General features: G+C 54.4%; 25 protein-coding genes. 5 read left to right on the top strand and 20 right to left on the bottom strand.

Translation table 11 applies throughout. The features are described 5' to 3' along the window. Positions 1-959 precede the first annotated feature (959 nt). The 11 genes from tadA to COMA1_RS09055 all read right to left on the bottom strand — a co-directional run bounded on the left by tadA (position 960) and on the right by COMA1_RS09055 (position 8,602). Entirely contained in the window at positions 960-1,511 is a 552-nt protein-coding gene (gene tadA, locus COMA1_RS09105) for a tRNA adenosine(34) deaminase TadA (RefSeq protein WP_245630969.1), read from the bottom strand. Positions 1,512-1,587: 76 nt separating this feature from the next. Continuing rightward, positions 1,588-2,241: a hypothetical protein gene (locus COMA1_RS09100; RefSeq protein ID WP_090747233.1), complete on the bottom strand. Its 654-nt coding sequence runs from the start codon at positions 2,239-2,241 to the stop codon at positions 1,588-1,590. After that, positions 2,238-2,828: a sigma-70 family RNA polymerase sigma factor gene (locus COMA1_RS09095; protein ID WP_090747230.1), complete on the bottom strand. Its 591-nt coding sequence runs from the start codon at positions 2,826-2,828 to the stop codon at positions 2,238-2,240. Before COMA1_RS09095 ends, COMA1_RS09100 begins: the two co-directional genes overlap by 4 nt. 296 nt (positions 2,829-3,124) lie before the next feature. Beyond that, on the bottom strand, positions 3,125-4,219 hold the full coding sequence (locus tag COMA1_RS09090; RefSeq protein ID WP_090747227.1) for a glycosyltransferase family protein: 1,095 nt from the start codon (positions 4,217-4,219) through the stop codon (positions 3,125-3,127). A gap of 51 nt (positions 4,220-4,270) precedes the next feature. Then, positions 4,271-4,471, bottom strand: coding sequence for a hypothetical protein (locus tag COMA1_RS09085; protein WP_090747224.1), 201 nt, complete (start codon positions 4,469-4,471; stop codon positions 4,271-4,273). 33 nt (positions 4,472-4,504) lie between these two features. Continuing rightward, a complete protein-coding gene (locus COMA1_RS09080; protein WP_090747222.1) occupies positions 4,505-4,822 on the bottom strand; it encodes a tetratricopeptide repeat protein in 318 nt (105 codons plus the stop codon). Between the two features lie 96 nt (positions 4,823-4,918). Further along, entirely contained in the window at positions 4,919-5,671 is a 753-nt protein-coding gene (locus COMA1_RS09075; protein WP_090747219.1) for a hypothetical protein, read from the bottom strand. A 13-nt stretch (positions 5,672-5,684) separates the two neighbouring features. After that, positions 5,685-6,287 (bottom strand): acyloxyacyl hydrolase, encoded by a 603-nt coding sequence (locus COMA1_RS09070; protein WP_090747216.1) that lies wholly within the window; start codon positions 6,285-6,287, stop codon positions 5,685-5,687. 166 nt (positions 6,288-6,453) lie between these two features. Then, positions 6,454-7,218: a tetratricopeptide repeat protein gene (locus COMA1_RS09065; RefSeq protein ID WP_090747213.1), complete on the bottom strand. Its 765-nt coding sequence runs from the start codon at positions 7,216-7,218 to the stop codon at positions 6,454-6,456. A gap of 95 nt (positions 7,219-7,313) precedes the next feature. Further along, complete coding sequence (locus COMA1_RS09060) at positions 7,314-7,736, bottom strand: hypothetical protein (RefSeq protein ID WP_090747211.1); 423 nt, start codon at positions 7,734-7,736, stop codon at positions 7,314-7,316. A gap of 83 nt (positions 7,737-7,819) precedes the next feature. Continuing rightward, the gene (locus COMA1_RS09055; protein ID WP_090747209.1) at positions 7,820-8,602 is read right to left on the bottom strand and encodes a hypothetical protein; all 783 of its coding nucleotides are present in this window, start codon (positions 8,600-8,602) and stop codon (positions 7,820-7,822) included. Between the two features lie 197 nt (positions 8,603-8,799). Here COMA1_RS09055 and COMA1_RS09050 point away from each other — a divergent pair, with 197 nt between their 5' ends. Further along, positions 8,800-10,569 carry a SagB/ThcOx family dehydrogenase gene (locus COMA1_RS09050; protein ID WP_090747206.1) on the top strand — a complete coding sequence of 590 codons (1,770 nt, stop codon included), beginning with the start codon at positions 8,800-8,802 and terminating at the stop codon, positions 10,567-10,569. Positions 10,570-10,596: 27 nt separating this feature from the next. Next, complete coding sequence (locus COMA1_RS09045) at positions 10,597-11,445, top strand: hypothetical protein (RefSeq protein ID WP_090747204.1); 849 nt, start codon at positions 10,597-10,599, stop codon at positions 11,443-11,445. 20 nt (positions 11,446-11,465) lie between these two features. Here COMA1_RS09045 and COMA1_RS22175 read toward each other — a convergent pair whose 3' ends face one another. Beyond that, positions 11,466-12,008 carry a VanZ family protein gene (locus COMA1_RS22175; protein WP_090747200.1) on the bottom strand — a complete coding sequence of 181 codons (543 nt, stop codon included), beginning with the start codon at positions 12,006-12,008 and terminating at the stop codon, positions 11,466-11,468. Between the two features lie 176 nt (positions 12,009-12,184). Beyond that, on the bottom strand, positions 12,185-12,547 hold the full coding sequence (locus COMA1_RS09035) for a response regulator (protein WP_090747197.1): 363 nt from the start codon (positions 12,545-12,547) through the stop codon (positions 12,185-12,187). A gap of 324 nt (positions 12,548-12,871) precedes the next feature. On the opposite strand from COMA1_RS09035, the gene COMA1_RS09030 reads away from it, so the two are divergent. Then, a complete protein-coding gene (locus COMA1_RS09030) occupies positions 12,872-13,450 on the top strand; it encodes a YcbK family protein (protein ID WP_090747194.1) in 579 nt (192 codons plus the stop codon). A gap of 250 nt (positions 13,451-13,700) precedes the next feature. Here the strand turns inward: COMA1_RS09030 and glgB are convergent, their stop codons facing one another. Then, positions 13,701-15,911, bottom strand: a complete 2,211-nt coding sequence (gene glgB / locus COMA1_RS09025) for a 1,4-alpha-glucan branching protein GlgB (RefSeq protein WP_090747191.1) — start codon at positions 15,909-15,911, stop codon at positions 13,701-13,703. A 162-nt stretch (positions 15,912-16,073) separates the two neighbouring features. Between glgB and COMA1_RS09020 the strand changes: the two genes are divergently transcribed. Further along, entirely contained in the window at positions 16,074-17,417 is a 1,344-nt protein-coding gene (locus COMA1_RS09020; RefSeq protein WP_090747189.1) for an ArsB/NhaD family transporter, read from the top strand. A 64-nt stretch (positions 17,418-17,481) separates the two neighbouring features. Here COMA1_RS09020 and COMA1_RS09015 read toward each other — a convergent pair whose 3' ends face one another. The 6 genes from COMA1_RS09015 to tmk all read right to left on the bottom strand — a co-directional run bounded on the left by COMA1_RS09015 (position 17,482) and on the right by tmk (position 24,929). Then, on the bottom strand, positions 17,482-19,020 hold the full coding sequence (locus COMA1_RS09015) for a DUF4403 family protein (RefSeq protein WP_090747187.1): 1,539 nt from the start codon (positions 19,018-19,020) through the stop codon (positions 17,482-17,484). A 244-nt stretch (positions 19,021-19,264) separates the two neighbouring features. After that, the gene (locus COMA1_RS09010; protein WP_090747184.1) at positions 19,265-20,203 is read right to left on the bottom strand and encodes a cation diffusion facilitator family transporter; all 939 of its coding nucleotides are present in this window, start codon (positions 20,201-20,203) and stop codon (positions 19,265-19,267) included. A 71-nt stretch (positions 20,204-20,274) separates the two neighbouring features. Next, complete coding sequence (locus COMA1_RS09005; protein WP_090747181.1) at positions 20,275-21,135, bottom strand: hypothetical protein; 861 nt, start codon at positions 21,133-21,135, stop codon at positions 20,275-20,277. Beyond that, a complete protein-coding gene (metG, locus tag COMA1_RS09000; RefSeq protein WP_090747178.1) occupies positions 21,132-23,186 on the bottom strand; it encodes a methionine--tRNA ligase in 2,055 nt (684 codons plus the stop codon). The genes COMA1_RS09005 and metG overlap by 4 nt, the downstream gene beginning before the upstream one ends. 36 nt (positions 23,187-23,222) lie before the next feature. Next, positions 23,223-24,251 (bottom strand): DNA polymerase III subunit delta', encoded by a 1,029-nt coding sequence (gene holB, locus COMA1_RS08995; RefSeq protein WP_090747176.1) that lies wholly within the window; start codon positions 24,249-24,251, stop codon positions 23,223-23,225. Positions 24,252-24,254: 3 nt separating this feature from the next. Further along, a complete protein-coding gene (gene tmk, locus COMA1_RS08990; protein WP_090747173.1) occupies positions 24,255-24,929 on the bottom strand; it encodes a dTMP kinase in 675 nt (224 codons plus the stop codon). Positions 24,930-25,130: 201 nt separating this feature from the next. On the opposite strand from tmk, the gene COMA1_RS08985 reads away from it, so the two are divergent. Next, a complete protein-coding gene (locus COMA1_RS08985) occupies positions 25,131-25,796 on the top strand; it encodes a DUF502 domain-containing protein (protein WP_090747170.1) in 666 nt (221 codons plus the stop codon). The last annotated feature ends 20 nt before the right edge of the window (positions 25,797-25,816 follow it).

Raw genomic sequence — 25,816 nt, 5'->3', positions numbered from 1 at the left:
GATTGTTCAGGATCATGGAGTTCCCCCCGACAGGGATAAAACGGGGATACGTGATGGCTGTTGAGCCGAACGTGAGTTGCCCCTGATGGGCGGATTGCTCAACGCGAGTGGTAAATGTTGGTCGAGGATGCTCCGGTCTCAATACCGTAGCCCAGGTGGGATCGTCAGGGGCATAGAGGAAGGCATTATTGCCACGATGGCATTCGGTACAGGCGACGGTGCCCGGAGAAAACCCCTGGACAGGGTCTCGGAGTGAGGTGATGGGAACGTCGGTTGTCTCTGGTTTCCAGTTTGTGTGTGGAGAGGTTGGGTCGTTACCCCAAAAGCAAGCGTGTCCGGTCGTGGCGCTTTGGCAGATGATTTGAAATGATCCTCCATTCCTCCCGAGTGCGATGCAGGCGCCCCTTCCTCGAGATGGTGCATAGGACCAGACGCTTGCGAAGGAAGTCTCATCAACTGGAGTCTGTTCCAGACTATTTGGTGTGAGGAGTATGGTTTTGAGATTGCCGTGACTCTTCCATTCCGATGAGGATCGGTTCCAGTCAGGCGGAATTGGGACGCCGTTCGTACGGCATGTTTCTATGTAGTGACCGTCGCTGTACACGGCTGTACTTGGTACCTGAGTTGGAATAGAGGGTGGAGAAGATGTTCTTTCTGCTGGTGATTCTTTCAGCAAGCAACCTGCGAGAAATACACAAGCGAGGGCCATGGTGCTCAATTTGAGAACTCTCATTGATGTTCTGTGTTCTCCAAACCTCATTTTTCACACCTCCGATATAGCTGTCCATGGGCAATGTGTCTGCTGATATATTGCAGAATGTTCGACGACCGCTCATTGGCTGTCGTCGAATTGTAGATGCAGGGTCGCCACATCGCTGGAAGTTCTGATCAATTGACCGGCTTGGGGGGACGCCGTTCTATTCTGCAGTACTGTGAAAGCTGGTTGACCGAAATCAGAATCAATCAGACCTCCCTCCTTGGGAGACTGACGTTGAGAGCCTGCGCTGTTCGGAAAGAGCCGCTCTCTTGGTTCGGAAAAACTCCTGCAAGAGTCCTCGGCTTTCCTCCTCGCGTAGCCCTCCGGTCACCTGTACTTGATGGTTGAAACGGCGCTCAGAAGGAATATCGAGGATTGAACCACAGGCTCCGGCCTTGGGATCCCAGGCGCCGAAGACGAGCCTTGCGATACGTGCTTGCACAATGGCTCCCGCACACATCGGACAGGGCTCCAGTGTGACATAGAGTGTGGTGCCGGTGAGGCGCCATGTCTTCAACTGCTCTGCGGCTTGTCTGATGATGATGATCTCGGCATGCGCCGTTGGATCCTGCAAGATCTCCCGATAGTTATGAGCAGCCGCGATCACGTGGTTGTCTGACACCAACACGGCGCCAATCGGGACTTCTCCGACGAGGGGAGCCAGTCGGGCTTGTTGAAGCGCCAGCTCCATGAACTGGCCATCATGGCTGTCGGGTTGGCTTGATGGCGATATTGCGAGGCCTGTGACAGTCACAGTGCATGCTAGCATAGGAACTGGGAAGAGCGACAGGCGAGCGGAGAATTCGTGAGCGAACGCTATTTGATACTTCTCATGGTAGGGGGGGTGATTTTCTGCCCTGTGGAGGGAGATGGTTTTTCAGGTCATCCAACTCGGCTTCGCGCTGGATCAGTTGATCTTTCACCTCCGCCAGTTCCGTAATCTTCCGCTGCAGTTCTTCCTGCGTTTGGGCAAGAGACTCGTCCCGCTCCTTAAGCTGTTGTTGGAGAGTGGCTAGTTTGGCATGTACCTCGTCCACTTGTGCCTGCAGTTCAGTGATCCCACTTGCGGTGGCTGTTTCTTGGGGAGAGGAATTCCAACTCACGAATGCCAAGATACCGAGGATAACGAGGAGCACCAGACTGAGTCCTTTCCCAAAGGACGGCGCGGAGGTTCTAGATGGTAGGAAGAGGTGATTCATCCATTCTCCGGGCTCAAGGCTGGCAGTGGCGGATGAATTGGCAGCCTCCTCTGCTGATTGAGGGAGAGTGCGGGCCCCCATGATCTTTGCTTTAAGATGACGGGGTGGAGGGACGAGCGTGAGTTCAAAGGGAAGCGCCACCGCGACCGACTGGTACTCCTTCAAGATGGTACGGCATGGGACACATCCAGAAAGCAGATGGGCCTCCAGAGCTTGTCGCTCAATTTTCTCAAGCGCGCCGATCGCATAGAACGGGACAGTGTCTTCAAGATCTTGATGTGTCATGCCGAGAGATCTTGCTCCCAGTACGTGTGTAGGGTCGCATGTAGTTGCGCCATGCCGAGCTTGAGGCGAGTGATTACCGCGTCGAGCGGCTGGTCGAGTCGCGTGGCAATCTCTGCTGGAGGCAGGCCCTCGTAGTATGCCAATTCAATTGCCTGTCGATGCGTCTTCGGCAGATCGCTGAGTGCCTTGCTGATCACCGTCCGTAGTGCTTGGTCGGCTGGACCCTCAAATCGCCCGGGCAGGGCGGAAGACTCGGTGCCATCGGTCGGCACCGTTTGACGACGCAGTGGAGGATCGGAGGCTCGTAGTCGGTCGATGGCTCGACTGCGGGTTAGCGTGATGAGCCAGGCGATCGGTGTACCACGCCCGACGTCATAACGAACTGCTCGTTTCCAGATATCAACATAAATAGCCTGCAGGATGTCAGCGGCTTCCTCTCGACTACCGAGTATCCGCAATGCCAAGCTGAAGAGGATGGTGCTTGATTGATCATAGAGTTGGGTGAAGGCATGGTTGTCTCCCTTGCCGGCTCGACTGGCGACTTTTGGGTCAATCGTTGACGCGGCGTATTGAGCGGCAGTGTCCATAGAATGATAAGGGTCTGGAGTAGGGAGACGATCTATCAACCGGTCACAACTATAGCATCCCGAATCTGCTGCAAGAAGAAATCGTGCAAAAGAATGTCGACTCTTGCAAGCTCAAAAATGGAATAGTTGTTGATTTTCAGTAGTGCCTATCGCACGACAGATCCGTCAGTGCAAAGGGGCTCTTGGCACGATCAGACCCCAAAGCCGATACGGCGAGTGCTGGGGTGAGAAAGCGACGGCCCACACGAGCAGTCTTGTGAGAAAGGTGTCAGCGTGCGAGGCTGACAACCCCAGCGTCAGCTTCGATTGCGTTTGAAATATGGCACGAGCATGGTTGCCGCTTCGCTTGCGCCATTGGGTTCTGGAGGTGGAGTTGTAGCGGGGAGGTTGATCGCTCGCTCCAGCGTTGTCGCCCATTGGCCCTTCATGAAGTCGTCCATGGAAAGCTCGATCCCCCTCCCGTAGCGGTGCAGGTACTCCACGAGAGATTGTTCGTCCCCGAAGTTGTATCGACGAACGTACACGATCGGGACTTGTAAGGCGACGGCTTCGACCAGAGTGCCATACCCTGGTTTGGTCATGACGACATCGACCGAGGCGAGCAGGGTCTTAAACGAAAACGGTAGGGATCTGATGGAGGTGCATCGCGTACTCTCCGGAGGAGTTGAGCCGTCCAAAAGAAATTGGTAGCCATGAAGTGATTCAAGGGTCTCGAAGGGGAGTGACGTCAGCGGAATTCCTCCAAATCCGATCAGAACCGTTCGGTTCCCCGGCCTCAGGGACAGAAACTCGGCTAGTTGCGCACGGGCGGCCAAAGCCGGCTCTGCAACCGGGTGAATAATGTGTAGGTGCTGAAAGCAATCCAATACTGGGGAGGGAGTAATTCGGAGAGCAAGATCGGCTTGCCTATAGGCCTGACGGATGGACTGTAAGATTGGTTGGGTGTCGATCCAAGGAGGAGCCTGGTACTCAGACAGAATCAGGTCCCAGGTAAAACTGGCGAGTGCAATGGTCGGAATCGAAGCGGCCTTTCCCGCCGCCAATGCGAGGTACGGGGTGTCGGCGAGAACCAGATCTGGTTTCGCCGTTCGCATAGATTCAATTTCGGTCTGCAGTCGCTCCTTCCATGTGCTGTGGAATTGGTGGTGCTCACGCCAGGTCGCTTCGATATTGATGGTCATGGGACCCTGTTGAACGCAGCCGACATCTTGTTGGACGGGACTGATTTCCCATGGGATTTTGAGACGATCGACGAAGAATGCTGCAGGAACCGTGGTGCGTAGGAGCACTCGGAGATCTGGAACAAGACAACCTAATGCGTTGAGCACCGGCACGACCTGGGCGGCGTGACCGAATCCGTGTGCGGAGATGGCGGCCCAGATTAGCGGCATAAAAGAGGGTGCGCGCGCGTCAGGAGAGACGTCCAGTGAAGACGGACGAGCTCAACTATTGGAGTGGTCCGATTCCATGGGGGCGATGTTGTACGTCAACTCAAGGTCAAACTCGTCGACGAGTTCATTGAAGGCTCGGGCTCCGAGGTCGGAGCGAACCTCCGCCATGACCAAATCAATGGCGGGTGCGGCATGCTGACCATATTGCGCAACAGCTGAGTCAATTCGTTTCCTAGCATCGTCGAGGGTCACGGACAGTTTCCTCCCTGTATGGTCGCAGCACAGTCATGACAGCGTGCGTAGTAATTCCTGCATCTCGGGGACCAGATCCTTTCCGCCGTTGGAACGCCCAGAAAGAACCGCCTCAATGCCAGTTGTGAGCACGGGCTTGGCCTCGGCGTTTCTTCCCAGTCGGATCAAGGTCCGTCCTAAAGCCAGATGAGAAGCAGCGTGGGTTGGGTCCAGCTGTGTGGCCACCGTCAGATGCTCAACGGCTTCCTCCAGGCTCCCATTTTCTTGCAGTATCTTGTTGCCGAGCCCGTAGCGGCCGAGGAATCCTTTGGGATTCTTGACCACCATCTGACGGAACGCATCAATGTCCATAGTGCCTACGATTTAAATTGGACTTGTACTATAGCACTAGAGTGGGAGAATCAGCCATACGAGAAACACGGTTGGGAGAAAGGGATCAGGTACCCTTCATGGGAGTGAGGGGGGCGATGCAGGAATAGTCGAGCGCGTGGGAAAGGTGGTCGTCGGCCTTTTGGCTCTCACGGTCACTGTACGAACACCAGAGGCGGAGGTCGGGGCGCTGCTGGCCATATAGAGCGTTGTGTCGCGGACAAGTTGGGTCGTCAGTTCTGCCAGGCAGGCTTCTGTCACATGTCCCTTCAGCTCATCGATCATGACCGGTGTTGCACCGAATAATTTGTACTGAACGGTGCCGGATGAGATGCCTTCGTACCGCTTGACCTGTCCATCCCAGCGCTCTAGTTCAAGACCGACCTTGGCCGCATAGTCGTACTCAAAGTCGACGAAGGGCGAAAGAAGGAACATGGAACCGCCAAGGATAATACCCTTGAAGGCTGACAGCCAGGAGTGAGGTTCGATGGTTTCGTCCAGTGTGATACGTGCGGACACGGTTTTGTCGCCAAGGGAATCCGACTGTGCTCCAAGAGGAATCAAGGTCGAAAAGAGGTGAGTCTCCTGTACCCTATTGAGAATCCGCCGTTCGGCTTCAGTCGAGGGATTTTGTGGTGCGCCGTTTCGTGATAGGTGAAATGAGTCCATCACCAGCGGGACCCGCTCATCGTTGGCAAGCAAGTGGGTATCGGCCGACTGTGAATGTGCCGAAGCAGGCTTCAATTCGATGGATCGCGTGCATCCGGTATTCATGTACAACAGAAGTCCGACGAAACCCACGAGCGACCAGTGAGCAGCATGTCTCGTCATGATAACCGTCTCCTCAGAAATAAAAGGAAAATCCACCGAAGGGCAGACTCGCGTTCAGACCAAGATTCGGAAACGCTGTGCCGGCATTAGAAATGTGATGAAAGCGGTAGCCGGCGTTGAAGGCGAGTTGCGGCGTGACGAACCATGAAACGCCCACCCCTCCCGTCAGCACGAAGTTGAACTGATTGGCTTCTTCACGAATACGTCCGCCGAGATCCGTCCAGAACGGCCCACCGGCAAATTCCACATAGGGGCGAAACCGACCTAAGGCGACGAACGTGTACTTGATTCTCGGCGTGAATCCGACGCCATGCGTCAGTAATGGTTCTCGGAACTCGAGATAGACCATTTCCGCACCGAGCGAGACTTGTCCCCGATACCAACTATCGCCGATGGGATCGGTGATCGTCATCATCCAGGAGGGCATCAATGCCGGTCCGTGCTGTTTGGTCGTATGAAGGTGGGTCAGTCGGTGCGAGAACATATAGCCAGCGGTGAGTCCGACTTCCTGTGTCCCGACGGTGATCACAGGCGAGACATCCGAGGCCAGTGCACGAGAAACCGTCAGTGTCGCTCCCAAGATTGCCGTCAGTATGATGCGAGCGAACCAGGCCATATTCTCTCCTTGTCACTATCCTGTCGGAGTCTGTGGGCAAAAACTTAATGGATAGGCGATTCGATGAGCCGTGTTTTGAGGTGGCAGAAGATGGAGTTCTGTCCAGGTGGTCGTAGAGGAGGCGACGCTCCGAAGTAAGCGAATATTTGAGAGGATTGAGGTGGTGCTATTCGGCTTGCTTCAGTTGGGCGAGGTGGTTCAAGTCGGTCTGTAGCTCAGGGAGCATATAGCGTTGATCCAAAGATACGACTCGATCAAGACAGCGTAAGGCTGACGTCCAGTCGCGTCGTGCTTCATACAGGCCTGCCAGATAGCGAAGCACCGCAGCCTCAGCTGGTTCGTTGCCGAGTTTGATGTAGTGTTCCGAGGCGTTGTTGAGGCAGCGTTCAGCTTGCAGAAGATCACCTTGGTCGAGATAACATTTGCCGAGTTGGCTATACGTCACGGCGAGCCCTTCCTCGTTGCCGACTATTCGATGATGATCGAGCGCTTGCTTGAATGACGTGACGGCCTGATCCCACTGACCGGCGCGGGCCTCTTGCAGCGCAAGATTTGTATAGAGGATGCCGAGCCCGCGAGCGTCTTGTAACTCGCGCAGGAGGTCTAGCGCTTCAAGATAGTAGGGACGTGCTTTCTCTGAACAGTCGGAGGCAATATGGAGGTTGCCGAGGTTCACCAAGGTATGAGCCACGGCAGTGAGATTTCGTTCGGTTCGTTGGATCTGGAGTACTTCCCGATAACATTGTTCTGCGCGGGTAAGCTCATTCATCAGCGCGCAGGTATTGCCAAGGTTTCCGAGAGAAGCCGAGAGTGCTTGTGGATTGGCGGCAGTTCGATCATCAGCGACGGCCGATTCCCATGCCGTGCGAGCCTGGAGCAGATCACCGCGATGGAGAAAGATCCTGGCGCGATGTTTATGATCCTCAGCCATGAGATCATGAAGTGTTATTTGGTGAAGTGTGAAACGCAAGAGCGGACTATGTTCGATGCAAGATGGGAACGGCGTTTCACGAGATATGTATATTGCTAATCGCCCCCTTTGGGCGTGTCTCGTTTGTATTCAATCTGCAGCTCATCCTGTTCCCCCAGGCCCAATCCAGCCCTGAACGAGCCATGGAGCTCAGTGACGCACTCGATGTCACGCGGATTTTTATCTGCTGGAGAGGCAAGATAAGCTTCGGACAAGCTCAGTCCTGTCTCGAAATGCCGTGCAATAGTCTCCTCCGTTACCTGCTGCCAGGTGATGTAAATGCAGAAGGCCTGAAACGAATGGGCATTGGGGTATTGCTGAGCCAGGGCGAGCAAACCTTCATAGGCTTCGCGTGCTGTTGCTCCGGCATTGTAGGAAAATGTGTTCTCCAGTTCCACTGCCGTATCCCAGTTTGTGCCGAGTTCGGCTTCAGCTTGGCCAAAAGCTTCTTGCGCCGCAAGGGCTGGATCAAAGCGCATGAATTCCCTTCAGAGTAGACGCTTGCAGTCTAGGCCGGGAGAAGTAAGCAGGTCAACAAATCTTAAAATAGGGCTTTAGGCTATTAGGCGGCATGCTTCTGCGTAGGAAGAACGAGCGGATTGTCCGTGGATTTATCGAATCTCAACCGTACATCTATCTGGCACGTACGAATGTATGCGAGTAGGGCGTTGATGAGAATGATGACACCGGCCATTTCGAGGCCTTCCTCAATCGTCACGAACATGGAGTATTGAAAAGTGTTCTCCCCACCATGCGACGAGGCGTAGAGACCTTCTAGAATTTCCACACCAAGTGCTCCGCTCAGGAAAGTTGCTGCAGCTGTAACGAATTGTATTTTGGTATGACTAGGGAGGTGCAGAAAGAATTTCAGGTATGAAAGTGCAACCGCTATGGCCATGGCCATGGCCATTCCGAACATAACCCACCCATAGTGGAAGATCCCTCCGGTACGTTTTTGGCCTGTTATCCACCAGCCAAGTTTGTTGAGCATCTCGTGGATCTCGCTGGCTTCGTCGATTGCCATATAGAGCAAGATGAGCGAAAGAAAAACCCAGTGGCGGCGATAGGTATCCTGACAGGTTGTTTTGAAAATGGCGATCAGCGCGAGCAGGAGCGAGGCAAGGAGTAAGAGAATTGTGGAAAAGAGTGTTGGAATATTGGCTTCAGCATCCAAATAGAAGAGACGGACGAATCCAAGCGCAACATCGTACCCAACTACATACTTGATGAGTTGTCCGGCAACACTGGTAATGAGCAGGAGTAAAGTTATTCCGCTCAGTACTCGAACGATGGCTTCGCGGTCGAGGAAAATTCTGAGTGAATTAGAGTTTTGTGCGGAAGCCAATCGATCCTCCAGTGCTTTGGGAGGTGGTTCGCTAGGAAACAGAATTCGTCAGAAATTTTCCACGTAATTATTCATTCTTATTAATCCTATATTGTCAGACTTGTTGAAGGATGAGTGCTACGCTAGCATCCAACTTGTTGCCTCACAAAGCATTTTGCTTTCCTTGCGGTGCCTCGTTAGACTGGCTGTAGCCGGAAATGAATCCTCAACGACCTTGTCATACTGCGCAGGATGATCACGTCAACCGGGTTATTCGCTATCACGTCCAGACCAAGCACCATTTCAACCGTTATGCCCGCTCATTGGGATATCTTGATTGGGCAAACCAGCCTGATCCGTTCAGACGGTTCGAAGGGGCACAGCTGATCCCTCTTCCGTTACTCAAGCCTGATGAGGAGCCGCTGTCGCCGGCCTACGCCGCGATATACGAACGGGGCGCTGTCCCCAGTCAGCCTGTCAACTTGCGAACCCTCTCTCGCTTTTTCGAGCTCGCTCTTGCCTTATCAGCCTGGAAGAAAGCCGGCGAGTCGGAATGGGCGTTGCGGAGTAATCCGTCGTCCGGCAATCTCCATCCGACGGAAGGATATGTGGTCTTGCCACGGATTGAAGGACTGGATCTGGTGTCGGGACTGTCTCACTATGCACCCAGAGAGCATGGATTGGAACGGAGAGCCGATTTACAAGCCGACGCAGTTGCTCGACTCATGGCTGCCTTTCCTTCCAATGCCTTCCTTCTTGGGCTGACATCGGTGCATTGGAGGGAAGCCTGGAAATATGGTGAACGAGCCTTTCGCTACTGCAATCATGACGTCGGCCATGCGATTGGTACTGCGAGGGTTGCAGCGGCGACGCTGGGTTGGAACATGGTGCTGCTGGACGGGATGGATCAGGATACGGTGGCGACCTTGCTCGGAACAGATCGTACGGAAGACTTTGGCGAGGCTGAGCTGGAGCATCCGGACTGTCTGGCGGTGATCTGGCCCTCTGAAAATGTGGAGGATGGAGCGTCGTTCGTGAAGTGCGAGCATTCAACAGTGCCGTTGTTTCTCGATGTAGCGATGGTAAAGGAAGTGGCTAGTGGAACATGGTATGGGAAAGCCAATCGCTTGAGTCGTGAACATGGAGTCCATTGGGACATCATCGACGAAGCCGCCAAGGCGTCATGGAAAGCACAAGCTGAAAAGCCGGCAATTAGCCTTCAAGCAAAAACCTTTCCCCCATCCGATATGTTTCACGCTTCACGAACGACGAGTGACGCTGGTCCGACGGCTGGCCAGATCATTCACCAACGCCGAAGCGCCGTCGCGTATGATGGGAAGACGTCGATTTCTGCCGAGACATTTTTTCACATGCTGCAACGGGTCATGCCCTGGGCCGAACGTTCGCAGTTAGAACGGTCGATGCCGTGGGATGTCTGGCCATACGATCCAGCCATTCATCTCTTGATCTTCGTCCATCGTGTTGATGGCCTGACTCCCGGGCTCTATTTTCTTGTGAGGGATAGCAGAAAGCTATCGCTCATTCAGCAAGCCATGAACCCCGAGCTCGACTGGACGATCGCGCCTGGTTGCCCGGATGGACTTCTACTGTATTGGCTTCTTGAAGGCGACTCAAAACGATTGGCGGTGCAGGTCAGTTGCCATCAGGACATCGCGGGCGACAGTGCCTTCTCGTTTGGCATGGTGGCCGAGTTTGAGGGAGCCTTGCGGGAGCGCGGCGCCTGGTGGTATCCACGTTTCTTTTGGGAAGCAGGTTTGCTCGGGCAGATCATGTATTTGGAAGCGGAAGCAGCAGGGATGCGGGCGACGGGAATTGGCTGCTTTTTCGATGATCCGGTTCATGAAATCGTCGGAATCCAGAGTTTAGCCATGCAGTCGCTGTATCATTTTACGATCGGTGCGCCGGTGGAAGACCGACGATTGCAGATGTTGCCAGCCTATGAACATCTGGTCAGGAATAAGGGGTGAGGTGTGAGGGGAGGAGATTAAAGAGAGATGTTCAAGATCAAGCGGAAGGCAGACAAGCCGAAGCGGACGGTGCTCTATAACATCGTGGAGGACTACTCGGAGTTTGACGCGCCGGGCAATGTGACGGTTTGTGCCATGACGGAGCAGGAGGACCTGCAGGCCCATGCCAAGATCCTGGCCGAAAGCTACGATGTTCCTCTTGAAACTATGACCACCTTGCTGACGACCGGTGGGACCTATGTCTATCCACACATCGGCGGTATCCTCACGCGCGGATTGTTCGCGTGCAGGATTGATTTAACGGGGGAGAGGATAAAATACACCTGGACCTTTGATCTCGTGCAGTTTGCCGAAGCAGAGCACTTGGCTCGATCCAGACAGCAAGCACTCGTCGAGGCGGCCTGGGAGGTGTTTGGGAAGGGGCTGCCTGCTGAACTACGGGTGAAACTGGAGCAGAAAAATTTGGGCTTGGATTACCGAACGTTGGATCGGGCCGTCGCCAAAGGTGGCGATATCAAGTACATCGATTTTCGGAAAGACTGGTCACCGCATTTTAGGCGGCTCTGTATCATGCCGGATGGACGACTGGTTGAGACTGGGGGGATTGAAGAATTCGCGCAGCTCCATGGCATTGCCGTCGCTCAAGCCCGAGAGCTGATTCAGCAGGGTGGGACGCTTGAGGTGGATGGTGAGGTGCTGGCCTGTCAGATTGTCAACGGTCAGCCGGCTGTCGCGAGGTTTAGTGCAATGAATTATGCGAAGGCAAAGGACTTGGTATCCTCGAAGGGCTTACACCTGATGGACGCTCTCAGTGAAGTTGGGTACGCCGATCCGGCGATGATGCGAGGGTTAGCGCGAAAAACACTGCGGGCATGACCGTGATCAACGTCGCGAGGCTACTCGAGCGGGGGATCGTGTCTGCAAATGCCGGCAGTTTTATGAAAACGTTGTGGACCTAGTACTGATGTCAGCCATCTAGCGAGCCAGAGTTCTATTGACGTTGTCGCGGACTGGTTCGCAGCCGCGTACCCACCAAGGCCAGCGCCGAATACATTGCATATTACATCAGTGATAGAGGAGATGCGGTTGTGGCAGAAGACTTGGAAGAGTTCAGCCGAAAGCGAGACACCGCCTGCGATGGCAATAGTCGTAACAAGGGTCCAACGAGAGTGTGCATTCCGACTTAGTTGATCATGAAGCAAGTATCCAAATACGACGAACCAAAGTGTGTTACCTGTGACGTCGAAGAGCTTATTCCAGGAGAGCGAGAAATCCTGAAAGGGAATCCAACGAATCTTTTCCCAGTGTGGGTGGCCAACGAAATTGTTCAAAGGGAAGAGAGGCGCAATTGCCAACAGAACGAGTAAGAGCCAAATGGTTCCGGTCTTCAGAGTCGACCGTGTGTGAAACGTGTTTGGGGAGGATGCTTCGCTACCCATAGGACATTGACGGATCAGATCAGCTATTCAGAGTCACAAGTATACACGATGAACAAAATGGTCAGATTAGGGTCGGGATGTGTTGAGCTGCGTTCAGCCCACAAGGGAAACAGCATGATGTCGAATCGGAAGGAAGATCAGGAGTCGTAACTGAGGGGAAGAGAGCCTGTAGTCGATCAGGCGGCCAGTTCCTCTTTCACGGCATCAAGCAGTTTATTGATGTCAAAAGGTTTTTCAAATGCTTGGCGAGCGCCGAAGAGTTTTGCCACACTGAGGAAATTGTGGTCGCCTTGGGCTCCTGTAATGGCAATCACTTTGGCGTCGAGGTATTCGCGGGTGAGTTGAAGCGTGGCTTCAAGACCGTCAGTCTCCGGCATCAAAAGGTCCATAATGACAAGATCAACGTGTTCCTTCTGGTAGAGGGTGAGTCCCTTGCGGCCATCCTCTGCTTCAAGCACACGGTGCCCGGCTTTTTCCAGAACGCCTTTGAGCAACCCTCTGATTGATTGCTCATCATCGATGACTAGGATAGTGGCCATAGTTGCTCTCGTTATTATGATTGGATCTTACCTGGGGGGCGTGGGACTGTCTAGAAATAAAAGGATACTAGATGGTTAGGTGCAAATGGGATAGATGAGGGAGGGCCAATCAGTTCAGTAGTATCCCTGTCCTGACCCGATGACTGACACGCCGCAGTGTATCGACATTCAATCTCGCGTTCACTCTCCACCTACTTTGCCGGAGATTCCACCCATTAATCCGCTGAAATAATTGGTTGACCGAGCTTTTGTTTTTTGTTACAAGCCTGAAGCTTTGAAACGATAGTTGTTCATTTTTTGGACATTAGGTAGGAAGGTGCGTCCGTGAATAGAGCCGATCAGTCTACATGGACTTGGACCCGTCGAGCATTTCTTCAGGTTTCTCTGGTCGGGACTCTCTTGCTAAGTGGGCGGTTGATTGGTCCGCAGCCCGTTCAAGCTCGCGAGCTTCCCGAAGGTAGGTTGACGTTGGTCAACATCTGGACAGATGAGCGGTTGGATGTGACCTATCGAGATGATTCCGGTAGCTATGATCTGGCGGCGCTCGATGATGTGAATTATCTCCTGCGTTGCCACAAGACCGGGGAGATCGGTGCGATCGATGTGCGGGTGCTAGAGCACGTCAACTTGGTGCAGAAAAAGCTTGGCACGCAGCAGGAGATCCATATCATCTCAGGGTTTCGGTCTCCGGAATACAACGATCTCTTGGTGCGAACGGGGCAGCAAGCCGCCAGAAACAGCCTGCATGTACAGGGTCAGGCGATCGACCTCAGCATTCCGGGTATCCCACTGAAGAAGCTTCGCGAGGCCGCACTCCAATTGAAGTATGGCGGAGTCGGTTCATATAGAAATTCAACCTATGTGCATTTAGACTCGGGGCCTTTCCGATCCTGGTATCACTAGCACTCCCAACTTCACCGAGGGGTGGCACTTGCTCTGCGGGGGCCACCTTTTCTATAGATTGCTAAACCCTCAAGGGATACGCGGTTGCCTGTGCTCCTGAAGAGTGCACTGAGGATATCGTTCAAAGATTTCCTGGAAGGAAACACTCACTATCGGAGAAAGGATGCCGAAGATCGGAACGGAACCAGGATCGTGAGGTTACCGGCTTTTTCTGGATATCAAAAAGCTTCGGCTCCTGAATAGTGGTCTCCTAGCTATGGCGCTTTAGCCAAAGAGCAGAGAGGGGAGGGAGCGTCATCGTCAGGGAGTAAGGAAATCCGTGGCTTGAAGTCTCCTCAGCATGCAGCCCTCCGCCGTTTCCGAGATTACTGCCGCCGTAGGCGATACCATCAGTATTGATTAGCTCCCGATACCACCCTCCCTCCGGGACTCCAATGCGGTAGCGGTACCGGGGCACGGGTGTGAAGTTGCAGACGCAGACGATCGCTTCCCTCGCCTTTCTTGCCTTGCGAATGTACGCGATGATGGAGTTGTTGGAGTCACTGAAGTCGATCCATTGAAATCCATCCCAATCAAAGTCGATCTCGTGTAACGCAGGCTCTTGACGATAGAGACGGTTGAGATCGCGAGTGAGCCGTTGCAATCCGCGATGGGGCTCGTACTCACAGAGATGCCAGTCGAGGCTGGTATCATGGTTCCATTCCTGCCACTGCCCGAACTCACTACCCATGAACAGCATTTTCTTCCCGGGATGGCTGTACATGTATCCATAGAGCAGTCGGAGGTTGGCGAAGCGTTGCCACACATCGCCGGGCATCTTGTCGAGCAGGGTTCGTTTGCCGTAGACCACTTCGTCATGAGACAAGGCAAGAATGAAATTCTCACTAAAAGCATAGAGCAAGCCGAATGTGATTTGGTTCTGATGAAACCGGCGATAGATGGGGTTGTACTGAAAAAATGCCAACATGTCATGCATCCATCCCATGTTCCATTTGAACGTAAAGCCCAGCCCTCCTGTGTAGGTGGGGCGCGAGACGCCCGGCCACGACGTCGATTCTTCGGCAATGGTGATGGCCCCAGGAAAGTCTCGATGGACGAGGATATTCAGCTCCTTGAGTAACGAGACCGCACCAAGGTTTTCCTTTCCGCCGAACTCGTTCGGAACCCATTCACCATCCTTTCGCCCGTAGTCGAGGTACAGCATCGACGCGACAGCATCGACGCGCAATCCATCGATGTGATACTTGTCCAGCCAGAAGAGGGCGCTGTTCAGAAGAAAGGTTCGCACCTCGACACGATCGTAGTTGAAGATCCGGCTATGCCAATCGGGATGATAGCCGCGGCGTGGGTCGGCATGGTCATAGAGGTACGTTCCATCAAACAGCGCGAGCCCATGTGGATCATCCGGAAAGTGTGCCGGGGCCCAGTCAATAATGACGCCGAGGCCAGCTTGGTGAGCGCGATCTACGAACGCCATAAAGCCTTGTGGCTCTCCATACCGACTGGTGGCGGCAAAATAGCCCGTGGCTTGATAACCCCATGATCCATCGAAGGGGTGCTCTGTGATGGGGAGCAGCTCGAGATGGGTGTATCCGAGATCTTTGGCATAGGGGATGAGTTTCTCAGCTAATTCTTGGTACGTCAGCCACCGATTGTTCTCCTCCGGCACGCGCATCCAGGACCCTACATGCACTTCATAGATCGAGAGCGGAGCCGTGAGAGGATCTCTTGTCGATCGTGCCGTCATCCAGGTTTCATCCTGCCACGTATAGGTGGATATCTCACGCACCACTGAGGCCGTTCTTGGACGAAGCTCACTGGCGAATGCATAGGGGTCGGCTTTGAGCAAGAGCGCGTTGGGCCCCTGCGGACGAATCTCGTACTTGTAGAGGGTTCCTTCCGGGAGATCCGGAATGAAGAGTTCCCAGACTCCGGTCTCTCCGCGGCTGGCCATGGGATGAAGGAGTCCATTCCAGCCATTGAAGTCTCCGATGACGCTGACACGGGTGGCATTCGGGGCCCATACCACAAAGTGGACACCGCTGATGCCTGCGATGGTGCGGATATGGGCTCCGAAGTGCTCATAGGCTTTGAGCAGCGTTCCCTCTGCAAACAGGTGCAATTCGAAATCCGTCAACAGCGGAGGAATGGCATAGGGGTCGGATGTCTCCGTGACCGCACCGTCAGGCTGTGTAATGCGAAGTCGGTATGAGGGGATGGATGTCGTATCCGGAAGCAGCGCCTCATAGAGGCCTTCTTCGAAAATGCGTGTCATGCGCCACAAGACGGAGTTGGAGAGGAGCGCAACCTCCTTGACGCCCGGCTGCCAGGCTCGGATCGCAAGGTGCGGGCGGTCGTTGATCGAGATTACGTGGGGGCCGAGAACCGAGTGTGGATCCCAATGTGTCCCGGTTCTGAGGCGATCGATATCACCCTGTTGAACTGTTGGCTCATTCGACATAGGCCTATCCTACTGACGGCGACGCCGATTAGGAAGGAGAAAATGTGATTCTCTGAGGATGACAGGAAGCGCCTCACAGACAACTCTGATTGCATTGTGTCTGCCGTCCCCGGATAATGCGGGGGCTTGGACGATTGGTTGTAAGCCATCACGAGGTACCAGATGTCTTCTTTGACCCTCGCTCTTCTCATCTTTGGTCTGTGTTACCTGCTCATCATGACCGAGCGGCTCCACAAGACGATTGTGGCGCTGTTCGGTGCCGCAGTGATGATCAGTTTGGGCGTGGTGTCACAAGAGGAGGCGTTCTACTCCCACGAGTTTGGAGTCGATTACAACGTGGTCTTTTTGTTGATTGGTATGATGGTCATCGTGAATATCGTACGGGAGACAGGATTGTTCGAGGTATTGGCTATTTGGGCCGCGCAGCGGGCGGACGCGAAGCCGTTCCGTCTCCTGGTTTTGTTGGCAGTGCTCACGGCGGTATTGTCTGCCATGCTGGATAACGTCACCACGGTCTTGTTGATGGCGCCCGTCACACTTGCGATCACCAAGCGCTTGGAGTTGAACCCTATCACATTTCTGATCACAGAGGCATTGGCCTCCAATATCGGTGGGACAGCCACACTCGTCGGCGATCCACCCAATATCATGATTGCCAGCAAGGCGGAGCTCAGCTATCTCGATTTTCTCATCCTTATGGGGCCGATCGTCGTCGTCATTATGGGGCTGTTTCTCGCGGTGCTGTGGGTCGTCTTTGGGCGAAAGATGACGGTCGCCCCGCATCTGAGAGAGTCGGTTCTTAGGTTGAGTTCGCAGGAGGCGGTACCGGATAAGGCGTTTTTGCGTCGCTGTCTGTTTTTACTCATGATCGTCAATGTGGCATTCTGCTTCCACTCTCTTGTTCATCTCGAACCTGCCACGATCGCATTGCTCGGTGCGAGTCTGTTCATGGTGATGGGACATGCCAGGCGTCGACACGAAGAAGATGCGGAGGAGTTGACGTATCTGGCGGAAGTAGAGTGGAAGACCATTTTCTTTTTTATAGGACTATTCGTTCTGGTGGGAGGATTGGTCAAGGTCGGAGTGATCCGATATCTTGCTGATCAATTGGTATCCGTGACAAGGGGAAACCTCGCAGGATCCACCATGGCGGTGTTGTGGGGATCGGCGTTGCTGTCCGCCGCGGTGGACAATATTCCCTATGTGGCTGCGATGAATCCGTTGATCGTCGACCTCGCCAGATCATTGCATCCGGAGATCACCGATTATGCGACATTGGTTCATCACGCAGACATCATCCCACTCTGGTGGGCGTTGGCCTTGGGTGCGTGCTTAGGAGGTAACGGTACGATCATCGGGGCGAGTGCCAACGTCGTGGTTGTGGATCTTGCTCGGAAGGCCGGGTATCGGATTACCTTTTGGCAGTTCTTTAAGTATGGCTGTCCGGTCATGATGGGATCGGTGGCTCTCAGTGCAGTCTACCTCTGGTTTGTGTTTCTGCGATAGGTCCCCTCTGTTCGATCTCCAACCATTCCCATACACCGAGGTATGGGGGCTTGACCGAGATGAATTACGGTTTATCGGTGACAGTCAGCGTAAGCGTCCCATCGCTCATTGTGCGGACATGCAATGCCTTGACATCCGCAAACACTCCGATGCCTTGGACGGACTCCACGGTTCCGTGTATCGAGACGGATGAACTGAGTGTTCGATTCAGTGTGGTGGCCAGTAAGCTTCGCACACGGTCAGTGGCTGTCGTCACTCCGAGAATGGATTCGCTGGCGACTAGGTCTCGAAACGTCGAGAAGTCTAGCCATGTGGCCGTTTCCTGTAAGATCGCCTCTGTTTCGCTGTCATAACGGAGGCCGCTGATCGACACCGTCTGTGTGAGGGAACTCATTTCTGGTTTTCCGACAAAATACACGTGACCGACTGCGTCTCCCGAGAAATCAATTCGCACCACCACTTGGTTGCCGCCATTGCCAAAGACCGCAGCATTGGTAATGGCAATGAAATACCCTTTCTTCGCGACCTGTTTCCCCGTGAGCCGGTTCGCAAGACTCTTGGAGAGTGAGGCGTAGTCCAAGGGGATATCTGCGAAGACGTGGAATCCCGTTGGAGTGAGCCGATTCGCAAGTGTTGCGGGAAGCGTACTATAGAGCTGGGCGTCGGCGGCGCCATGGAATCCCGTAGAAGTCGGTGGAGTATCAAGTGGGGGAAGGGCTGCACCTCCAGCAGGTGGTTCTTGGCCGAAGATGATGACCGGTTTTGCCGTAATGTGGATCGTGTCATTGACCATGGGGCCGGCTCCCGAAAAGCCACTGTGGCGGACTTTGTCGATATTAAACTGGAGCCAGGCATCCGGTTCCAACTTGATAGGGCTGCGCAATGTATTCCAAGCATCTTCTACGTGAGACTTCACTGTCAGCGTATTGATACGGGAGACCGTGCGGCTGAGTCCTCCTCGAACGAGGTCTGTTAGTCTCTGTCTGACTTCCTGCGCCACATCAAGATCCGCGACTCGTATTTGGCAGGGATCACTGGGGTTCACGGCCACGCTGGCGACCGATGCAGACAACCCGTACGTCGGAGTCAGTTCGGTTGCGATACTCCCGTGCACGGTGCCTCTTCGTGGCCAGTCATTGCCATCGCCACAATGAAGCGAGGGGGCTCCGATTTTATACCGAAGGGCAGTGCCGATAAATATGTGGGAACTGGAAAGTTCGATCCCTTTCCACCAATCATGCAGAGACAGTCCCGACTGTGAGCCGTTGGCTTGGTGGGCGCCGGAAGGCGCCAGCGCGAAATCGTCTCGCTCCGCATAGTATTTGTATTCAGTGCCCTTGGAATGTCTGATGTAGCTCCCCCAATGGTCGAATTTCTTTGGGATTACGCTCTCATCGTTGGCAGCAGCAAGAAACGGTGACAGATCGACATGGACAGGAACGCTGATGCTGGATTCTTGAGCCGGCGAAGGTGGGTTCGGTATTGCGGGTAGGAGTTTCGGCGCAGGTGGATGAACAATAGGATTATTGAGCGCGGTGCAACTCGCCAAGGATAGCACCAAGGGTATGACTATGAGAGACTTGCCGATCAATTTGGGAAACATTCGCTTTCCCCCTTTAGAAAGTCACAGGTCGTGAGGTTCGTGGATTCGCACGGTCTTTAGGCTATGAGAAATAAATCCCGGTGACGAAGAAACCGGAGCAGGATACCAGAAACACGTGAGCGTTTGTCAGGCCTCAATTTGGGGAGCTAACAGAGGTCTCGCAATGGGTTGAGCGAGGGTGCAATGTAGTTCGTAACCCTACTCATATTGAATGGTCGCTTGATTAAGAGAGAGAAATACACGCTCAGTGATGGTGTGCAAAGGCCTGGGCTTCTTGATGCTGATCGGTCAGTTTCCGAAGGTCGCAGTGGATGTCGTTGGGATCGCAACACTCGGTTTCGAGTTGAATCGTCATGTGCTTGATGCTGAACTCCGTTGTGATGCGATCCTGAAGCAGCCGCAATAACTCTAGTTGGTTGCACTGCTGTTCGATCATCACGTGGCTGGTGAGCATGATTAGCCGAGGCTCGACTGCCCAAATGTGCAGATCATGCACGTTTGTGATGCCTGGGATGGCTTCCATCGTAGCGGCAACCCGAGAGGCGCTGATGCCAGGTGGCGTCGATTCTAGGAGGACCTCCATCGATTCTTTAAAGATGGGCCAGGCTCCTCGAAGAATGACGCCAACGATCAGGAGGCTGACAAGCGGATCCAGGATGGTCCACCCTGTCAGGAGAATCGCACCTCCACTGATAATGACGCCAAGTGATACCCAAGCATCTCCGACCATATGCCAGAACGCGCTTCGAATATTCAGATCGTCTTTTGCTCCGTGCTGAAGCAGGAGGGCGATCCCGAGGTTCGCCACAAAGCTGACGGCGGCAACAGCCATCACCCACCCACCGTCGACTGGAACCGGTTGTAGGAGTCGCTTGAGGCCAACGAGCGCAATACCACATGCGGTCAACAAGAGAATGAAACTGTTCAGAAAGGCGGCAATGATGCCGGCTCGGTGGTAGCCGAATGTTCGGTTCTCCGATGCGGGCCGTGCCGTGAGGATATGGGCATAGAGGGCGAGAAAGAGCGACCCTTGGTCGACGAGGTTGTGGCTGGCATCGCCCATGAGGCCGGTGCTATTCAGCATCCAGCCGCCGATGAATTCCGCAGCAATGATCACGGCATTGACAGCCAAGGCCAGTTGGAGCCGAGATCGGAGATGTGCGTATGAAGCCAGTGCCGTCATGAATGACAGTTTCGCACGGGCTACGTGATGCGGCAAGCCTTGCGGCAGGTTTGGAGAAAACCCGTGGCAGGCTAGTGAGCGGGCTTGAGGGAGAGGCGCTCGCTCAGGACCGGATAGTGGACCTGATCCATCCCGCTGTTGCCGGTTGCAAGATCGGTTGCGATCACTCGCAAGCTGACTCCATCGGGAACGTCCTTCAATGACGGGACAAAGAACGGAGCTTCGAAAGTGCGACTCCCCTCATCATAAAACATCTGGAGTCGTTCAATGGTTCGGTCACCGATGAGGATCTCTCCGTAAATACGAATTTTCCGTGAGTCCCAATCTCCATGGGGGCGAACCAAGGAACCGGAAAGTGTTCTGACTGAGGCGCGGAGTTTTACATCATCGCGTGCGATCAATGCTTCGGATGGCTTGGGCCGTTCAATTTGGACCAGGTATCCGTGGAGGTGTAGCACGATGCCGTCTTGTGTCAGGCCCTGTCCAGGGATCAGGAGTAGAGTCTGACTCGTCTTCTGGATTGCGCCGGGATAGGCCAGTGGTCCTTCGGCAGAGATTTCAACGAGGGTTGGTTGCTGAATGTATAATGTGGTCGTGAGGGCAGCGGAAGGACGCGTGCTATAGATCGGTTCTTCCATCATGCGGGGTGTGCGCATGATTTGATTTTGATCGCCGGCTTCGCCCTGCTGCACTCCTGTCGCCAGAACCTGGCCGGTGGTTACCTCGGTGATCGTGATTCGAGCGCCACCGACTTCACGACCTAGCACCATGGCTCCCTGTGCGACGACTCGAACCAGCACGGTCGTTGGTTGAGGACCGTTGAGCGGGGTGCTGGGAAGGGTTTGGCTTTGGGCTGGAGTTGGAATTGAGAGACAAGAAAGCAGACTGAGTAAAACGATTCGTTTACCTGAGACGAGGGGAAATCGCGTCATTTCACCTTCGTGCCAGGGTCCACTTCTTCGTGGATGGTGAGCAGTCCACGCACGTCCGTATCCCCTGCCGCCAGTACCATGCCTTGGGATTCAATGCCCATCAGCTTTGCCGGCTTTAGGTTAGCCACGATGACGATGGTCTTGCCGACAAGGGCATCCGGCTCATACTTCTTGCCGATGCCGGCCACAATCTGACGCTGTTCAACGCCGAGTGATACTTGAAGCTTGATCAACTTCTCCGATTTCGGTACTCGTTCTGCGGAAAGCACCTTCGCAGTCTTGAGCTGAATCTTCATGAAGTCGTCGATGGTGATCTGTGGCGAAGCGGGAGGGGTTGGAGCGGCTGTTGGAGTTGGCGCACTTGCCGGTGTCGTTGGTGGAGTTGTTGTGGTTATCGTGGGAACCGGCTGTGGGGGTACTGGTGTGTCGCTCACTGGTTTGGCTCCTTTTATCAGTTTTGTTCTAAGTTCACCTTCGCTGCGGTGCGGTTCACTGAGGGGCTCAATACGTGGGAACAGCGGGGCGCCTTTGGCAATGGGGAGATTGGCCACGGGGCTGTCCCATTCATAGGCGGAGGCCGGAAGGGCTTTGGAGAAGTCCGCGTGGTACCCGAGTTGTCCTGTCAGCCGTTCCATCGTCTGCGGCATGATGGGATAGAGCGAGACAGCCAGCAGCCGCAGGGCGCGGGCGGAGTGGTTGAGGACCGTCTTCAGTTTCGGCGCATCCTCCGGATGCTTGGCCAGCTTCCAGGGGGCAGCTTTGTCGATGTATTCGTCGCAGAGGCTGACTAGTTCGCCGATCGCCTGTAGGTTGTCGCGGAAGGTCAGCGTGCTGAAGCCTCGTTCCAATGTCGTCGGCAATTGCGTGGCGGCTTGGGCGATCTTCTCTTCGAGTTCCGGCAGCGCGGGCGGGCCGCCGGCCGGGATTTTGCCGTCCGCGAACCGTTCGATCATCGTGAGTGTGCGGCTGAGTAGATTGCCGATGCCGTTGGCCAGATCGCTGTTGATGCTGGTGACCATGGCGGCCTGCGAGAAGTCTCCGTCCTGCCCGAACGGCACTTCGCGAAGCAGGAAGTAGCGGAAGGCATCCACGCCATAGGTCTCGACCATCGTATTCGGATCGACGACGTTGCCACGGCTCTTGGACATCTTCTCGCCGTCAACGGTCCACCAGCCGTGAGCAAAGATGGTTTCCGGTAACGGAAGATTTAGCGCCATCAGCATGGTGGACCAATAGACGGCATGAGTGGTGAGAATGTCTTTTCCAACGAGATGGACATTGGCCGGCCAAAAACCATGACCAACCGATTTCTCACGAGGCAGATACTCCAACGCAGAAACGTAATTGACCAGTGCATCGAACCAGACGTAGGTCACGTAGTCCGTATCGAAGGGGAGTTCGATGCCCCACGAAAGCCTGGCCTTTGGTCTGGAGATCGACAGGTCGCTGAGTTTCTGGGTTTGCAAGAATCCCAGGACTTCATTCCGTCGCGATTCAGGACGAATGAACCGATCGTGTTTCTTGATATGCTCGATGAGACGGTCCTGATATTGCCCCATTTTGAAAAAATAATTGTGCTCGCTGAGCTTTTCGACGGGGCGTTTGCAGTCTGGACAGAGACCGTCAGCAACATCCTTTTCCGTCCAGAACCGCTCATCGAATGTGCAATACCAGCCTGAGTAGTCGGCTTTATAGATCAGTTGCTTGTTGAAGAGCTCTTGAAGGTATCGTTGGACGACTTGCTTATGCTGCGTGTCGGTCGTTCTGATGAACGCGTCATTCGAGATATTCAGCTTCTTCCAGAGGTTCTCAAATTGCGGCGCCAATTTGTCGCAGTGCGTTTGCGGGTCAATGCCGGCTTTCGCAGCGGCCTGTTGCACTTTCTGCCCATGTTCATCGAGCCCGGTGAGAAAGAAGACTTCCCGCCCGCGTAGTCGCCAGTAGCGCGCCAGGACGTCAGCCGCAACGGTGGTATAGGCATGCCCGATATGCGGGACGTCATTGACGTAGTAAATTGGGGTGGTGAGGTAGAATCTATCGCTTTTCGACATAAGCAAGGCAAGATATCAGGTTGGCGCCGTCTTTGGCTAGGTCGGTGAACCGACTGGGACAAGCCCGAGTGCCTCACGGAGGCGAAGAAACGTTGTCTCTAATGCCATTTGTACGTTCAAGTGCCGCGTGGCTTGCTGTGCGTGTTTCTCAATGTCGTTCAAGAGAGTCAGGAGGAGGTCAATGTTCGCTCGGTCGGCGAATCGCTGCAATTGGGGGAGTTGATCGAGATGAAGGATCTGGTCTCGATCTCCATCCACGAGGACAATCATTAGGTCGCGGATCCATCGCGTCAACCAGCTCAAGGTCTCCGTTCCTCGGTCTGATTTGGCCAAGGTTTCCGACGCAGAGAGGATGGTGGTGCTGGAGGTCAATGATTCGGGTTTCACCAATGTCAGGCACTCTTGTTGGCGCGCGCGAACCTCTGTCACGTTCGTGGTGAGTGCTTCTCCGATGCGGCTGTCGGTGAGCAGCGCCAGGAATCGAGCGTCATCGGGTGGAAGCTCCCGCTTAAGAATCAGTGCAGCCTCCACTTGTGTTCGAGCCGGTGAGGTAAAGCGAAGCGCCTGGCAGCGTGACCGAATGGTGATGGGGAGTGCGTGGAGCCGACTGGTGACCAGGATAAAGAGACTATGGCCTGGAGGTTCCTCTAATGTTTTGAGCAGGGCATTGGCCGCACCGATGGTCATTCGATCCGCATCGTCAATCAGGCAGATCTTCTGCTCGCCGACGAGGGGTCGGTAGATGAACTGCTGTTCGAGTTCTCGGATCTGCTCAATTTTGATTTGTGGTGTCGCCGCCTCCGCATCGGGTTCGATGACGAAATAATCGGGATGCGTGTGAGCCGCGACCTGCAAGCAAGAGCGGCATTGACCGCAACTGTCCGGGGTCTCTGTGAGAGCTGGGCGGTCACAATTCAGGACCTGCGCCAGCCTCACGGCGGTCATCCGTTTGCCAATGTGGGCATCGCCGTGAAAGAGGTAGGCATGAGCGAGTCTCTTATTGGTGAGACTGGCCTGGAGTAAGGAGATGGATTGCTCGTGGCCTGTGATATCTGTAAATGGCATAGACTATCGCCGCCGCAACTGTTGTGTGCGGCGAGTGTTGAGCCAACGTGTGATGACTTCCTCCACGTTCTGCTGGACGGACTCTAGAGGAAGAGAGGCATCAAAGACAATCATACGCCGGGGCTCTTTCCGGGCGAGGGTCCGAAATCCAGCTCGTACCTTCTCGTGGAATTGTGTCACTTCTCGATCAAGACGATTCTGGGAAGAGCGTTGGCTTCGGCGTCGCGTCAGTCCGATACGGACCGGCACGTCGAAGAGCAGCGTCAGATGCGGAACAAGTTTTCCGGTTGCCCACTTGTTCATGGTACGCAAGGTTCGGAGGTCCAATCCACGCCCATAGCCTTGATAGGCCATGGTCGAGTCCGAGAAGCGGTCGCACACGACGATCATGCCCTGTTGGAGCGCCGGCTTGATCACATGATCGACATGTTGGCGCCTGGCCGCAAGGATGAGCCACGCCTCGGTTTCCGGGGCAATGGTTTCTGAGGAATGGTCGAGGAGGAGGCTGCGTAATCGTTCAGCGAGAAGTGTTCCTCCCGGCTCTCGGGTGTGGAGGACGCGCTGGCCCTGCGCTATCAACCAGTCACAAAGCCTGCGGGCCTGGGTTGTTTTGCCGCTTCCTTCGCCGCCTTCCAGCGTGATGAAGATACCGGATGGTTTTTGTGTGGCAGGACTCATCAATGTTTTTCTTCGCACGCGTTTTTGAAAGCGGATCCTAAGTCAGGTTGCGGGGAATAGCAAGATGGAACCTATTCAGGGATCCTTCTCGTTTGTGTGTATAACCCATTGAAATTAACAAGAAAACGCTTGCGACGTTTGTTCGGTACTCTGTAAGATGAATCACGGATCGTTCTCCCATGAGGATGGGCTGATTTTCTTATGCTTAAGACGGCTTTGAGGCGATATTTCCTGACAGGACTCCTGCTTGTCACCCCTATTTGGGGTACGATTCTCGTTCTGAAAACTCTGTTTGTAGCACTGGACGGTATTTTGGGCGATGCGATGGCTGAGCTGGTGCCCGATCACTACATTCCCGGGCTCGGGATCGTGACATTGGTGTTGCTGATTTTCTTGGTTGGGTTGTTTGCGGCCAATTTCATAGGACGCCAGATCGTCAGTCACTGGGAGGATTGGCTCAATCGGTTACCCCTGGTCCGAGGAATTTATTCGACCTTGAAGTCCATGATGGATATTCTCTCATTTTCGGAGCGAGGGTCATACCGGCGTGTGGTCTTGATCCAGTTTCCCAAGAATGGTCATTATTGTTTTGCCTTCGTGACGGGCATGACGAAAGGTGAGACGACGGCTTTGGGGGAAGATACATTGATCCATGTGTATGTGCCGACTTCTCCCAACCCCACGTCGGGCTATTTTCTGCTGGTGCCGGAACGGGAGGTCACGTCGGTTGACATCAGTATTGAAGAGGCGATGAAGCTGATTGTATCGGGGGGGTTGTACACACCGACCGGTGCCATGGCCTCAGCGTTGGCGGAGGCGAAGTGGAGTCAGATTAAACAGCCGGATGTTGGCGTGCCGATCGGATAAATCGAATTCCCCGATGATTC

The sequence above is a fragment of the Candidatus Nitrospira nitrosa genome (genome assembly GCF_001458735.1).
In the GTDB taxonomy this organism is placed as follows: domain Bacteria; phylum Nitrospirota; class Nitrospiria; order Nitrospirales; family Nitrospiraceae; genus Nitrospira_D; species Nitrospira_D nitrosa.
This window is presented reverse-complemented; position numbering and strand designations above follow the sequence as displayed.